Below are 14238 nucleotides of genomic sequence, written 5' to 3'. Positions count from 1 at the left end.
GGATGGAGCCGGCATGCCGATCAGCGCAGCTTGATACGGACGCCGACGCGGAAGGCGCGTCCGAGCAGGTCCGAATAGGTGCTGTTCGCCGCTAGGCCGGTTTCGGGTACCAGTAACGGCTCGCGATTGAACACATTCGTCACGTTGAAGAACATCTCCGCCTTGGACGAACTGCCGAACGGGATCTTTTGCGTCAGGTTTAGGTCGACGTAGAACAGCCCCGAGACGTGGTTTTCGTCATAGGTTGGCTGCTGTGTCGTCGAAAGCGGACAGCCGGTCTGACACTCGATGCCGCTGGCGACATATTTGCCCGAGCTTACGCCGCGGCCCACCACGCTGAGCGACGTGGTTTCTGAGTCATAGCCTGCGCTCCCGCGGAAGATCCAGGTTGGCGTGCTGCCTTGGCCTCCGTTTGTACCGACCGTATTAAATACGAGAGTACCGGGAATGCCGGGATCGCTGATGTTCTCGATATAGCGCGTCGCCACGCCCCGCAGGGTGAAGCTGCCTCCAGCACTGGCAAATATGTCGCTGAGCGGTACACGATATGAGGCGTCGAAATCGACACCGCGAACCAGTTTGCGAGAAAAATTGAACGGCTGGCTGCGGATCAGGATGCGTGGCGCGCTGTTCGGGTCCTGCGTGATGATGGCGCAATACTCTGCCCGCCCCTCGAAGCAGCGATTGACGATATCTTGCGCGCTAAGCGTGTCGATCGCGTCCTTCATGTCGATGCGGAAATAATCGACCGACAGGTTGAAGCCGCGCAGGAACCTCGGGGAGATGACCGCGCCAATATTCCAGGAATTGGCCTTTTCGGGACGCAAGTTCGGGTTGCCCACGTTCAGTGCCGAATAGGAGATGCTCGTCCCATAATTACCTCCATTTGGTCCACCGCCTGCTAGGAACGGATTGTTTACAGAATCGGTGTTCGACGAACCGGCCTGATACAACTCATTGAGGTTGGGCGCGCGGATGTCGCGCGAGCGCGTCACGCGGAACCGGATGTCCTCGATCGGCTGCCAGGTCGCGCCGAGCTTCCACGTCGTGACATAGCCGGACGTCGAATAGTCGGTCGCGCGCACCGCGCCGTTGAACTCCAGGCCCAAGCCAAGCGGAATGACGGTCTCGAGATAGGCTTCCTTCACGTTGTATTTGCCGTTGGTCGGCAGGTAGTTACCCACTGACCAGGTGTTTCTCGTGGTGAGGCCGCCGGTGGGGTTGGCGATGACGGTCGGCTGGAATTCAGCGGGGACGAAACCGCTGATCTTTTCCTCGCGATATTCGCCGCCGACCGCGATACTGACGTCACCCGCCCAGGTCGCGAACGGCGTCAACGACAGATTGGCGCCGACTACGGTCTGTTCGGCAACTTCGTCGCGATAAGGATTACCAAGGATGTACGCGATAGCCGCTGGATCGGCGACCCCGATGCCGAGCCGGTTGAGCGGCCGGCAATTGGAATCGTTGTTCGTGGCGCTCGCATCGACGTTGATGCGGCACTGGATCGAACCCACGGCATAGCCGCCGGGATTGCCCGCCTGGGCGAATACGGCGTCGACCGCGCTCGCCGTACGCTGCGTGTGCATGACGTTGGTCAGTTCTTCGTGCAGCTCGGCGCGACCATATTGCCCGTAAATGTCCCAGCGGGCCGCCTTGCCGAACGCCTCGAACTTGCCCTCGGCGCCGATCACATAGCGCTGCACCTTCCGTTCATTCTTCACGCCGCGGAACGGCAGGTCGGCCGCCGTCGTGCCGATCGTCACGCCGGTGATCCCCGCCAGCGCTGCGGCGCCGAGCGCGTTGATCAGATAGGCGTTGTCCGCCGCCAGCGTGCTGGCACCGGCCGCGCCGGTGCCAACATTGGCAAGACTGAAGGCCGTCGAAGTGGACGCAAGGTTGGGACCGGCGTTGAACACAACCTTCTGGCGGTTGTACGACCCCTCGGCGAACAATTCGATACTATCGCCGATCTCATAGCTGAGCCGCGCGAACCCGCCATAGCGATCATCCTGAGGATCGAGACCGATCCGGCGGCCGGAATCGTTGACTTGCCAGCTGCCGCCCTGAGTCAGCGACGGCGGAGTGGTGCCATTCGGCGAGGCAAAGGTCAGCGCGCCATATTGATATTGCTGGACTTGACCGCCCTGGCCAAAATAGGTGCCGCGCAGCCGGTTGGCCACGCCGCCGGATGAATTGAGGATCAGGCTGCCCGGGGTCGAGTTCGCCGCACCGACCTGACGGCGGATCAGATATCGCGGCGTGGTGCTTGTGCTCGTCCAATTGGGATCCTGGATGCGCACATAACCCGTCGCGTTCCAGTCGCGATCCACGCTGAAGATGCCGTCGCGGTGTGCGATCTCGCCGCTCAGCAGAATATGGCCGCGCCCGCCAGCAAACGAATGACCAGCGGTTGCCTCGAACGAATAGTTGCCGCCGTCGCCATAAGTCGTGATGCCGCTGTCGGCGGAAAGTTTCAGCCCTTCATACTTTTTGTCGAGGACGAAGTTGACGACGCCGGCAACGGCGTCCGAACCATAGGCCGCCGACGCGCCGCCGGTAACGATCTCGACGCTTTTGATCAGTCCCTGCGGGATCGTGTTGACATCGACCAGTCCGGTAATCGTCGAGCCGACCGAGCGCCGGCCGTCGAGCAGCACCAGTGTGCGGATCTCGCCTAGATTGCGCAGGTTGAGTGCGTTGATGCCGGCCTGCCCGCTGCTGAGGTTGAGGCGGGAATTGGCCGGTCGCGTCGATCCGGCGAGCGCCGGCAACTGGTTGACGAAGTCGGCGATGTTATTGGACGGCGACTGGTTCTCGATCTCTTCCTGCGTCATCACCGTGAGCGGTGTCGGCGCCTGGAAGCCGTCGCGGACGATGCGCGTGCCGGTGACGACGATCTCGCCACGGTCTTGGTCGTCGGCAGGCTGGGCCTGCGCGTCCTGGGTCGGCGCTACCTCGGTTTGCGCGAATGCGGCGCCCGGAATCGTGCAGGCCAGGGCGGCAAAAGCGGTGCCCGAAACAAGGACCGATTTGAGCGACTTGGAACTAATCATGTTAAAAACCCCCTGAGCCACGTATTCCCGTGTGATCCTGGCTATTAAGTAACAAGAATGTTGCGCTGCGCCATAGTTTCTGTGGGGAGAGCCATAGCCATATGGCATGTATCCCATGAAACATGGCCAATATCGTTGCGCCTGTGCCACACTGCGGCATTGACTGATCTCGACCGGGCGGTCGAGCCTGTGCCGACCCTCGCTGATGGAGCCGTGATGCCGCCTGTTTTGCCCATTGTTCGGGCTTTCCATTTTGGCTGACGGCGCGCTGACCGGGGGCGCTGCACCCGCTATCCGGCCGGGCCTCGGACGCATGGCTTTGTATGTGCTGCTCGGCTTCTCCGCCGGCTTGCCCTTCTACATGTTCTCGACGGTGTTGCAGCTGCGCCTGACCGCGCATGGCATCGAACTCGTCGTGATCGGTTTCTTCGGCTGGGTGCAATTGCTGCCGACGTTCAAGTTCCTCTGGGCGCCGCTGCTCGACCGGTTCGACGTGCCGGGCTTTGGGCGCTTCTGGGGCAAGAGGCGCGGCTGGATCATGCTGTCGCAACTCGGCATTTTCACCTCGATGGTGGCGATGGCGTTTACCGCTGCCGACAAGAGCCTCGCCGTGACGGCCCTTTTTGCTGTGTTGCTTGCCTTTTGGACAACAACGCTGGAGGTCGCGGCCGATGCATGGCGCATCGAACTCGCGCCGACCCAGGACGAACAAGGGCCTATCGTCGCCGCCAACCTTTGGGGATATCGTACCGCAATGGTCGCCGCGGGCAGCGGCGCGTTGATCGTTGCCGACCGGACCGGCTGGACACAGGCATATCTGTTGATCGCGGCCGCCGCGTTCCTGCCGTTTCCGTTGCTGGTGGCGATGCGCCCGGAGGTAAAAGGCGGTGGCGGCCGCTGGGTCGCATTGGCTACCGGGCTGGTCGCGAGTGTTGTGATTCTCGCGATCGCGACGGCTGTGACGGCGGCAATAGGGTCGGTGGTGCTGCACCTCGCCGTCGCTGCCGGGATCAGTTCGAAGAGCAATGTGACCCCGGTGGTGCTGATCATCTGCATGGTGCCGTTCATCATCATGGCACTGACGTTGCGGAAGATCCGCGGTGCCCCGCCGACCGCCTGGTTCCGCAAATCTCCTGCAATCGGTCCTTATGTCGATATCTTCTGGCGCTACGGTTATGGCGCGCTGGCGATCCTCGCCTTTGTCTCGCTCTACCGGATGGGCGACGTTCTTGCGCTCAATCTCTCCAAGCCGCTGGTCAAATCGATCGGCTATACGCTGACGGAGATCGGCACGGCGGATGGCGCGGTCGCGCTGGTGTCGAGCATGGCGGGCGTGGCGCTGGGTGGTTGGCTGACGACGCGCTGGTCGCAGTCATGGACTCTGGCGCTCGGCGCGGCACTCGCGGCATTCGGCAATTTCGGTTTTGTCTGGCTGGCGCATCAGGCCCCGAGCCATTCGGTTCTCTACATCGCGACCGCCGCGGATCAGTTCGGCAATGGTTTCGCCGGTGCGGTGTTCGTCGTCTATCTCTCGATGCTGGTGAACCCGCGTTACCCGGGCGCGCAATATGCCTTTCTATCGGGCTTTGCGTTCCTGTTGGCGCGCCTTCTTGCCGGTGCGGTGGGCTCGATGCAGAAAGCCATCGGCTATGATTCGTTCTTCGTCATGTCGGGCGTGCTGAGCCTCGCCGCGATCCTGTTCCTGCCGGTCATCGGCCGGATGAAGCCGCGCGCTCCGGATCACGAAACGATATGATGGAAGAACTGGTCGAACAGGCTTTCGCGCCCGCAGCTGCGGCCGTCGTTGACGGACGCATTCCGGGTGCGACGTTGGGCATGGTGACCGCAGACGGACGGCGCGCCGTGAAATTCGCCGGTCATGCCGCATTGATGCCGGAGCCGGAGTTGCTGACCGAAGCGCACTGGTTCGACCTTGCCTCGGTCTCCAAGGTCATCGCCACCACGACGATGATCCTGCGCCTCGCCGATCAAGGCCGCATCGACCTCGATCGCCCGCTGACCGACGCGATCCCCGACCTGCGCCAATATGACGTCCTGGGCGCGGCCGAGCGCCGGCTGACCTTCCGCGACTGCCTCGCGCATCGCAGCTTCCTGCCGGCGGTCGAGCCGATCTACACCTATGGCGATGATCCCGCCCGGCTGCGCGCCTTTGTGCTGCAGCGCGAATGGAAGCAGGGTCCGCTGGTCTATTCCGACATCAATTACATCCTGCTGGGCATCGCGATCGAACGCGTCACTGGTGCCTCGCTCTCGGCATGGCCGCTCGGCCCCGGCCTGAGCTACGGTCCACCGCCGGGGCCGGCAGTCGCGACCGAGGCCTGCACCTGGCGCGGCCGCGTGCTGAAGGGCGAGGTGCATGACGAGAATTGCGCCGCGCTCGGTGGCGACGCGGGGCATGCCGGCCTGTTCGGCACGGTCGCGGGCGTGCTCGATTTCGCGCAAGGATTGCTCGACGGCAGCGGTGCCTCGCCGGCAATGCTGCGCGCGATCCGCTATCCGGTAAATGGCGACCGCACCTGTGGCTGGGAACGGCACTTCATCGGCTGGCACGGCGGCAATGCCTGTTCGCCCGAAACGATCGGCCATACCGGTTTCACCGGCACCGGGTTGTGGGTCGATTTCGATCGCGGCCTCGCCTGGACTTTGCTCACCAACCGCGTGCACCCGACCCGCCACCGCGACAGCGGCATCTTCGTGCTGCGGCCCGAAGTCGGGGATGCGGTGGTAAATACCTGGGAAGCGAAGTGGACCAAGGGAATCTATGCTTAGTATCTGATATATAACGATATTAAACGATACTCTCGCCGGGGTAGGGGACTGAGAAATGTCACATACCGGTGTAACATATCTCTCGCCGCCCCTCCGCATCGCTCTGCGGTCGGCAGCGATTCAACCATGAGACATGATCGGGCATGCCCTCCCTGCCAGGCTTATACCGGTGCGCTCTCAGTGTCGGAAACAGGATTGCCACAACGCCACCACGTAATTGCCTCCGGAACTCAGTTCGCCGCCGCAATGAGCTCCAGCGCGCGGTCCACCAGCTTGGTCGCGCTGGTCCCGTCGGGCATGTCATTGGCATAGGCCGAGAAGATCAGCGTCCGCCCGCTCTGACTCGTCATATACCCCGACAGTGCCGAACTCGCGTTGAGCGTGCCCGTTTTGGCGAACAGCTTGCGTTCGAGCAGCGTTCCGGTGAAGCGTTTGGACAGCGTTCCATCCACGCCGCCGATCGGCAAGGTTTCGCGAAACGCCGCGCCCCAGGGCTGGCCCGCGATCCAGCGCAGCAGGATCGTCACGCCGCGCGGCGCGACACGATTATAGCTCGACATGCCGGAGCCGTCGGCGAAGTCATAAGCGGTGCGCGGCACACCGGCGCGTTCCAGCATCGCCCGTACCTCGGCCGCTCCATCGGCGATCGATCCGCTGCCGGCGCGATGGCCGACACGGCGCAGCATCAATTCGGCATGGAGATTCTGGCTGACCTTGTTGATCAAGGTCAGATCCTGCGTCAGCGGCAGCGGGGCGAGCTGGGCAAGTGCTGCCTCGCTCGGAGGACGTGGCGCCGGCGCTCCCTGGCGTATCGCCGGGTCGTCGGTCGGGCCGAGCGGGCGATGCCGCGCGGTCACCGTGCCGGTAACCCGAACGCCACGCGCGGCCAGCAAGCGTTTGAATGTCCAGGCAGTATAGTGCGCCGGATCGTCGATACCGAGGCGCAGCAATTCTGGCTTCGCACCGGCGACGATCGTCCCGCTCAGGCGCAGCAGGAACCCGTTGGGGGCGCGGTCGAATTCCAGATTGGTCTTGCCCGTCGCGACCGTCACCGCGCGATTATCGACGGTGTAATAGGGCGGCAGGTCGAGCAGAGGCGCCGCACCGACCGCGCCCGGCGTCACGCTCAGCGGCAGCTCATTGTCATCGAGCGTCAGCGCCGATGTCGCGGTGCCCGAGCGCGTCGGGATATTGTTCCAGCTCATCCCCGGACCCCAGCGCTGGTCGGGATAGAAGCTGTCGTCGCCGATCACGTCATGCACCACGCGCGCCTTGGCGGCGACCGCGTCGGCCAGCGTCGCCAGGCAGTCGGTAGCGCAATCGGCCGCGCTGGACAGGCGTGCGTCGCCACGGCCCTCCACGATCACGTCGGGCACGCTTTTGCCCGCGCCGTCGAGCCGCACCGCGGTACCGCCGTCCGCATCGGGCTGGTCCAGACCGCTCAGGGTCGCGAAGGCGGCGGCGGTCGTGAAGACCTTGGTGTTCGATGCGGGAATGAAGCGCTGGTCGGGATTGATCGCGATGATCTCGCGCCCGTCATCGGTCGTGACGACCAGGCCGAAGCGCGTGCCGGGCGCCGCCTCGGCCAGTGTCGTTTCGACGCGCTGCTTGAGCGACGGTGCCTCCTGCGCGGCAAGCGGGGAGGCGAGCGTCAGGCCCAGTATCGGGGCCAGTATCGCGGCCAATATCGCGGGGGTCATTTTCGATGGCGTCATTGACCGAACCTAGAGGGAATGGCGCGGGGAGCAACCGGGCACCGCTCATACAGAGCGTTGGCGCGGCCATAACCGATGCGCATAGCTGCGGCGTTCCGCGCTTGTCGGGGGGATGCACGCGGGTCAGAACAACCGGTATGGCATGGAAAACGGCTTTTCGACTGATCGCGTGCGCGGTGGCGCTGACGCTGACAAGCGTGTCGGCTTCGGCCGACTCCGATGATCTGGCGGTCGCGCTGGCGCTGCCCGTGGCCGGTGACCTGACCGGCGCGCGCGACGCGGCGCGCTTCGCCTGGGTCGCGAACAAAGCCGGCGTGCGCAATGTCTGGGTCGCAGATCGTGGCAAGCCGGCACGACAGGTCACCGCCTTTGCCGGGGATGACGGACAGCAACTGCACGATGTCGCGCTGAATGGGGATGGCACGCGCATCGCGTTTGTGCGCGGCGGTGACGAGGAATTTCCCGACGGCTCGATTCCCAATGCGAACGCCGCGACGACGCTGCCAAAACAGCTGGTATTTGTCGGCAGTGCTGACGGCGACGCGCCGGTCGCGGTGGGCGAGGGGCATTCACCGGTCTTCGCCCCCGACGGCACCCGGGTCGCTTATACCCGCAAGGGCACGATCTGGCTGTGGGACGGGACAAAGCCACGTCAACTGGCGAGCGTCGAAGGAGAAGTGACGCGGCTGCAATGGTCGCCGGATGGCGCACGGCTGTTGTTCGTCGACAATCGTGACGATCATGACTTTGTCGGCCTGCTCGACATCGCCGGCACGGCGGTCCGTTATCTCGATCCGTCGCTCGGTTCCTCGGTCGAGCCGGTTTTCTCGCCCGACGGCACACAGGTGGCCTTTATACAATATGTCGATCCGCCCGCCAGTGCGGCGGCGCAGAGCGGGCCTTACTGGTCGCTGCGCATCGCCGACGTCGCGAACGGCATATCGCGCGCGCTGTGGAGCGCGCCGGCGGGCGAGGGCGCACGCTATTACGGTACGCGCAGCCGCAACCTGTTCTGGGGCGCGGACGGACAGCTTGTCTTCCCCTGGGAACGAAGCGGCTGGCTGCATGCGTTTGCGATCGACGCGGCAAAGGGCGGCGAGCCGCGCGACCTGACCCCGGGCGCGTTCGAGGTGGAGAGCTTCCTGCTCGGCAGCGATGGGCGCTCGCTGATTTATGCCGCCAATGCCGGCGACATCGATCGCAGGCATATCTGGCGCGTACCACTCTCCGGCGGCGCGCCGCTCCGCGTGACGCAAGGATCGGGCATCGAGAGTTTCCCCACTCTGGGCGGCGATGTGCTGGCGGCGATTGCGACCGATGCGACGCACCCCGCGCACCCCGTGCTGGCGGGCCGCACGCTGACGCCGCTAGGGAAAAGGGCCGAGGCACACGCTTTCGTCATGCCAGAGCCCGTGCTCTTCAAGGCCGCGGACGGCGTAGAAGTCCACGCGCAGCTGTTCCGAGCCCGCGGCTCGGGCAAGCATCCGGCGCTGATCTTCGCGCATGGCGGGCCGCGACGGCAGATGCTGCTCGGCTTCCATCCCAGCGGTTATTATTCCAACGCCTATATCCTCAACCAGCATTTCGCCGCGCAAGGCTATGACGTGCTGGCGGTCAATTACCGCAGCGGCACGGGCTATGGCCGCGCCTTTCGCAATGCCCCCGATATCGCTCGCGACGGGGCGTCGGAATATCGCGATATCCTTGCTGCCGGGCGCTGGCTTGCCGCACAGCCTCAGGTCGATCCCACAAGGATTGGGATCTGGGGCGGCAGCTGGGGTGGGTATCTGACCGCATTGGCGCTGGCGCGGAACAGCGACCTGTTCGCCGCCGGGGTGGATTTTCACGGTGTGCATACCATGCTGCGCCGGGCCGACGACAGTCTCTCACCCGATGCGCAGGCGACCGCGCGCCAGTTGCAATGGACCTCCTCGCCAATGGGCTCGATCGATCAGTGGCGCTCGCCGGTGTTGGTGATCCATGGTGATGACGACAAGAATGTCGATTTCGCCCAATCGGTGCTGCTGGTGCGCGAACTGACCGCGCGCCATATCCCGTTCCGCTTCCTCGCCTTTCCCGACGAGCGTCATGAATTCCAGCGCTACGCCAGTTGGCTGGCCGGCTATCGCGCGACCGATGCATTCCTGGCGCAAACGCTGATGCGCAAGGAACCTTTGCCCTGACCTGGCTGCGCAACACGGTCGCTTTGGTCGCGGCAGTCGTCGGCGTCGGCGCAGCGCCGGGGGACGACCGCGCCACGCTGATCCGTGGTGCCCGCGTGTTCGATGGCACCGGCGCATCCGCGCTGGTCGAGAACGTGCTGATCAAGGGCGACCGCATCATCGCGGTCGGTCGCGACATCCGCGCGCCGTACGGCAGCCGTACGATCGACGCGCGCGGGCTGACCCTGATCCCCGGGCTGCACGACCTGCACACTCATATGCGCTCGCCGGCGTTCGACGCGCCTGACGACCTGCCCAAATCCTATGCCGGTTATTTGAGTTACGGCGTCACCACGGTGAACGAATTCTCAGTATCGGGCGAGATGCTCGAACCGATCCGCGAGATGACCGGGTCGGGCGCGGTTATCGCGCCCAATCTGAAGCTCGCGATCCGCTTCGGCGTGCCCGGTGGGCATGGCACCGAATTCGGCTGGGGCAATTTCTTCACGCTGCAGGTACAGACGCCACGCGCCGCGCATCTCGCGATGAAACAGGCGCTGGCTTACAAACCGGACCTGATCAAGGTGTTCGCCGATGGCTGGCGCTATGGCCGCGGCTCCGGACTCGACAGCATGAACCAGCCGACCCTGGCGGCAATCGTTCAGGATGCGCACGCTGCCGGCATCCCGGTGATTACTCATACCGTGACGCTTGCCGGCGCCAAGCTCGCGGCGGGCGCGGGCGTCGATGCGGTCGGGCACGGCGTCGGCGATGCGCTGGTCGATGACGAGCTGATCGCGCTGATGAAGGCGAACGGGACCGCCTATATTCCGACGCTGGTGGTGTACGAGCCGCAGGAGGACCGCAAGTTCGAACCCGCCGAATGGCGCGAACTGCGCCCCGGCGAGCGCGCCCAGGAGGAGGAACGCCTCGCCCAGCCGCCACAGCCGATCGCCGAGTTGGTATCGAAGCGCTGGACGATCATGCGCGAGAATGTGCGTCGGTTGAAGGCGTCCGGCATCCGCATCGGTGTGGGCACCGATGCCGGGATCGGCGGCGTCTATCACGGCACCTCGACGATCCGCGAGATTCGCTGGCTGACCAGGCTCGGCCACACCCCGGCCGAAGCGCTCGCGGCGGCGACCTCGACCAGCGCCAGTATCCTGCGCGAGAGCGCCGATCATGGCCGCATCGCGGTCGGCCAGCGTGCCGACCTGGTGCTGGTCGGCGGGCGCCCCGACGAACGCATCGATGATCTCTACGACGTGCGCCGCGTCTTCGTGTCCGGTCGCGAGATCGCGCTAAAGGCGCTGAGGAAAGCGCTCGACAGCGACACCATGTCGCCGCTGCCGGTGCACAGGATGGCCGGCCCGATCGATACCGGTGCCGGCCCGCCGGGCCGCACTGATCTCGATACGCTACCGGTCGAAAGCACCGAGGCGGGCGTCGACCACAGCCATCTCGATATCGTTCGCCCCGACCATGATTCCGACAAGCGCCTGTTCATGCTTGCACATCTCGGATCGGCGCCACGGCCCTTCGCGCAACTGATCCTTCCGCTGACCAAAGGCGCGGTCCAGCTTGCCGATGCGCGCGGATTCACCGGGGTCGCGTTCGACGCGCGCGGGGTGGGGCAGTACCGGCTCGAATTCGACAGCTATGGTATCCAGGATCGCGCGGCGTTCGTCGCGCCGTTCGCCGCGGACCAGAACCGGCGCGAAATCCGCATCCCGTTCAGCGCATTCCGCAGCCGGGATGACTACGCGACGCTCGACCTGGCGCGGCTCCGCGCGTTGATCGTGCAGCTCGACGGCGAGCCAGGCAGCAAGCCGTGGCTCGAGCTGGCGAATCTACGCTTTTATTAGGGCGCAGATAGCGAGCGGTTGGTTCGCCCCTCAGCCGCCGAGTTGCGACCAGCTTTGCCAGATGCCGATCGCGTGGACGATCGCGAAGACCGCGACGATCGCCGAGCTCCACATCAGGAAGGTGGCGCTCCGATCCGGCATGGCGGCGAGCATCACCGGCAGCGCGGCCGCGCGTACCGCGTAGATCGCGGCAATGGCGATCAAAGCGGGGCGGAGCAGCGGCAAGCGCGGGGTCAGCCCGGCGCCGGAAAACGCATAAGCGGACCAGGCACCCAGCATCGCGGCAATGCCGATGGTGATGATCGCCGGGCGCCAGAACCCATGCTCGGCAAGCCTCGCCATCTTCTCGCCTGCCCCGAAAAAGCGGTACCAGGACGGGCCGCCGACGATGCAGCCGAGATGCAACAGCGCGGCCAGCGCGTCGAGCGTACCGGCCGCGATCAACCAGTCATTGCGTGGCATGCCCCTGTCTCCCGCCCGCATTTTCCGGGGCTCGCTCCAGTCCTAGCATGGAATCGAGCGACCAGCGCCCGCCGCCGCGCGCGATCAGCGGCAGCAGGATCGCCGCCCAGCTGAGATGCGTCGGCCAGGCATCGGGATAGACGAAAACCTCGATCACCAATGTCATGCCGAGCAGCGCCGCGGCCGCGCCGCGTGTGCACAGGCCGAGGACAAGGAGGATCGGAAAGAAATGTTCGGAATAGGTCGCGGCATGTGCGGCGACCTCCGGCGGCACCAGCGGTAGCGCATAGTCGGTACGGAATAGTTCATAGGTCGCGTCGGTGATCGTCAACGCGCCCTCGACCTTGGTGCGTCCCGACAGGAAAAAGATCGCGGCGATGCCGATCCGCGCGACGAGCAGCAACAGGTTGCGTGATATATGCACGTCCAGCCAGTCGGCCAGCCGGGCATAATGCTTCGCCAATGCGGTCATCGCGTCTCTCCTTCCCGTCGGGTCGATGTCATGCTTTCGGCGTCAGTGAGCCGACGCCCTTGGGTGTCTTGGTCTTGACGCAGGTGCCGACCGGCACGAGCTTCCAGGCATTGCCCTGATAAGCGGTGCGGGATGTTCCGGCGCAGCTCGTGCCGGCGCCGGCCTTGCAGTCATTCTTGCCGGCCTTGGCGATGCCGTAGCATTTTTCCATTGGCTTGGCGGCCTGGGCGCCGCTCGTGGCGAGTGCGAGCGCGACGATCGCGGCGAGCGCCGCTGGGGTGGTTGGCGACATGGGTGATCCTTATGGATGACGGCCTCACGTACGGCGGAGGGTTTGGGTAACCGACTCCGCCGCACGGCGACCCGGGAGGCCTTGTGGGCGGGGTCACGACAGCTTCTTCGCCGTGTCACAACATCCGGTTACACGGATAATATATCGTCATGGCTTTGTAACTTCCGCCGCGGCGCGTACGAATGGCTTGTCGGGAGTGTATGTGCGGGCGAGCGAAGATCAGCTCAGGGTCATGATGATCGGTGGTCTCGATGGAGACTCCGGCGCCTATACCGCCTTGCTCGGTGCGCTCGTGCCCATGCTGCGATCCTTTTTCGGCCGGCGCCTCCGTGGCGCCACCGATGATGTCGAGGATCTGGTGCAGGAAACAATGATGGCAATTCATACCCGCCGGGCGACCTATGATCGCACCCGCCCTTTCGCCGCCTGGGCCTATGCGATCGCGCGCTACAAGATGATCGACCATTTCCGGCGCAGCCGCACCACCATCTCGATCGAGGGGCTGGAGGACATATTGGTCGCCGAAGGATTCGAGGATGCCTGTTCGGCAAGGATGGATGTCGCGCGGTTGCTCGAGGGAGTGTCGCCGAAACAGGCACGTGCGATTCGCGATACCAAGATCGACGGGCTGACTGTGTCCGAAGCGTCGGAACGCGGCGGACTGAGCGAAGCCGATGTCAAGGTTTCGGTGCATCGCGGCCTGCAGGCGATCGCGCGCCGGCTTGGGGTGCGCCACTGATGCGTACCGAGGATCTGGTCCTGTCGCTCGGCGGCGATGCGCCGCGTGTATCGCGGCGCGCAGTGCCGCGCCGGCTGGCAATCGGGCTTGCGGGAGGCGCGATCGTCGCCCTCGCGATCATCGCCGTCCGCATCGGATTCCGCCCCGATCTTGGCAATGCCCTGCTCGGGTCCGCATTCTGGATGAAATGGAGCTATACGCTTGCGCTCGCGGCCATTGCCATCGCCGCGACGCTCCATCTGTCGCGGCCCGAGGCGAATAGTCCGCGCTGGCTGTGGCTGCTTGCGGTGCCGGTCGTTCTGCTGGCCGGGGCGGCGATGATCGAATTGGCGCGCACGCCGGTCGCCGGCTGGTGGCCGATGCTGGAAGGGATCAGCTGGAAAAGGTGCACGGTGCTGGTGGCGTCCTATTCGCTGCCGGTGTTTGCCGGCCTGATCTGGTCGTTCCGGCAGCTCGCACCGACCCGTCTGCGGCTGACTGGCGCGGTCGCCGGCCTGGCGTCGGGCGCCTGCGCCGCGACCTTATACGGCCTGCATTGTCCCGAGGTATCGGCGACGTTCGTGCTGGTTTGGTATTCGCTCGGCATCGCCGCGGCGACGCTGTTCGGGGCGCTGACCGGTCCGCGGCTGTTACGTTGGTAAGCGTGTAACCGAACGCGAGGCGCTCCCGAAGAACAGATGCCAAC

11 protein-coding genes are annotated in these 14238 nt (G+C 64.8%); 6 read left to right on the top strand and 5 right to left on the bottom strand.

Annotated features, from left to right (window positions below; translation table 11 throughout):
* Nucleotides 1–20: 20 nt before the first annotated feature.
* A complete protein-coding gene (locus ACVWZA_RS10015; protein WP_457311052.1) occupies nucleotides 21–3056 on the bottom strand; it encodes a TonB-dependent receptor plug domain-containing protein in 3036 nt (1011 codons plus the stop codon).
* Between the two features lie 313 nt (nucleotides 3057–3369).
* Here ACVWZA_RS10015 and ACVWZA_RS10010 point away from each other — a divergent pair, with 313 nt between their 5' ends.
* Nucleotides 3370–4812 carry a permease gene (locus tag ACVWZA_RS10010; protein ID WP_457311051.1) on the top strand — a complete coding sequence of 481 codons (1443 nt, stop codon included), beginning with the start codon at nucleotides 3370–3372 and terminating at the stop codon, nucleotides 4810–4812.
* Entirely contained in the window at nucleotides 4809–5846 is a 1038-nt protein-coding gene (locus ACVWZA_RS10005; protein WP_457311050.1) for a serine hydrolase domain-containing protein, read from the top strand. The genes ACVWZA_RS10010 and ACVWZA_RS10005 overlap by 4 nt, the downstream gene beginning before the upstream one ends.
* A gap of 230 nt (nucleotides 5847–6076) precedes the next feature.
* On the opposite strand, the gene dacB is transcribed toward ACVWZA_RS10005, so the two are convergent.
* Nucleotides 6077–7561, bottom strand: a complete 1485-nt coding sequence (gene dacB / locus ACVWZA_RS10000; protein ID WP_457311049.1) for a D-alanyl-D-alanine carboxypeptidase/D-alanyl-D-alanine endopeptidase — start codon at nucleotides 7559–7561, stop codon at nucleotides 6077–6079.
* A 176-nt stretch (nucleotides 7562–7737) separates the two neighbouring features.
* Here dacB and ACVWZA_RS09995 point away from each other — a divergent pair, with 176 nt between their 5' ends.
* Both ACVWZA_RS09995 and ACVWZA_RS09990 read left to right on the top strand, forming a co-directional pair.
* Nucleotides 7738–9744 carry a S9 family peptidase gene (locus ACVWZA_RS09995; RefSeq protein ID WP_457311048.1) on the top strand — a complete coding sequence of 669 codons (2007 nt, stop codon included), beginning with the start codon at nucleotides 7738–7740 and terminating at the stop codon, nucleotides 9742–9744.
* Nucleotides 9672–11588 carry an amidohydrolase family protein gene (locus ACVWZA_RS09990; protein ID WP_457311047.1) on the top strand — a complete coding sequence of 639 codons (1917 nt, stop codon included), beginning with the start codon at nucleotides 9672–9674 and terminating at the stop codon, nucleotides 11586–11588. Before ACVWZA_RS09995 ends, ACVWZA_RS09990 begins: the two co-directional genes overlap by 73 nt.
* A gap of 30 nt (nucleotides 11589–11618) precedes the next feature.
* Here ACVWZA_RS09990 and ACVWZA_RS09985 read toward each other — a convergent pair whose 3' ends face one another.
* From ACVWZA_RS09985 to ACVWZA_RS09975, 3 genes are read right to left on the bottom strand one after another with little or no spacing between them, the layout of a single operon-like run.
* The gene (locus ACVWZA_RS09985; protein ID WP_457311046.1) at nucleotides 11619–12050 is read right to left on the bottom strand and encodes a hypothetical protein; all 432 of its coding nucleotides are present in this window, start codon (nucleotides 12048–12050) and stop codon (nucleotides 11619–11621) included.
* Nucleotides 12037–12522, bottom strand: coding sequence for a DoxX family protein (locus ACVWZA_RS09980; protein WP_457311045.1), 486 nt, complete (start codon nucleotides 12520–12522; stop codon nucleotides 12037–12039). The genes ACVWZA_RS09985 and ACVWZA_RS09980 overlap by 14 nt, the downstream gene beginning before the upstream one ends.
* A 28-nt stretch (nucleotides 12523–12550) precedes the next feature.
* Nucleotides 12551–12814, bottom strand: a complete 264-nt coding sequence (locus tag ACVWZA_RS09975; RefSeq protein WP_457311044.1) for a BufA1 family periplasmic bufferin-type metallophore — start codon at nucleotides 12812–12814, stop codon at nucleotides 12551–12553.
* 202 nt (nucleotides 12815–13016) lie between these two features.
* Between ACVWZA_RS09975 and ACVWZA_RS09970 the strand changes: the two genes are divergently transcribed.
* Together ACVWZA_RS09970 and ACVWZA_RS09965 are read left to right on the top strand one after the other, a co-directional pair.
* Nucleotides 13017–13553 (top strand): sigma-70 family RNA polymerase sigma factor, encoded by a 537-nt coding sequence (locus ACVWZA_RS09970; RefSeq protein ID WP_457311043.1) that lies wholly within the window; start codon nucleotides 13017–13019, stop codon nucleotides 13551–13553.
* Nucleotides 13553–14194: a DUF1109 domain-containing protein gene (locus tag ACVWZA_RS09965; RefSeq protein WP_457311042.1), complete on the top strand. Its 642-nt coding sequence runs from the start codon at nucleotides 13553–13555 to the stop codon at nucleotides 14192–14194. The genes ACVWZA_RS09970 and ACVWZA_RS09965 overlap by 1 nt, the downstream gene beginning before the upstream one ends.
* Nucleotides 14195–14238: the final 44 nt, after the last annotated feature.

Source organism: Sphingomonas sp. UYAg733 (assembly GCF_054057355.1).
The sequence above is the reverse complement of the archived record's forward strand: the minus strand, read 5'-3'. Positions and strand labels throughout refer to the sequence as shown.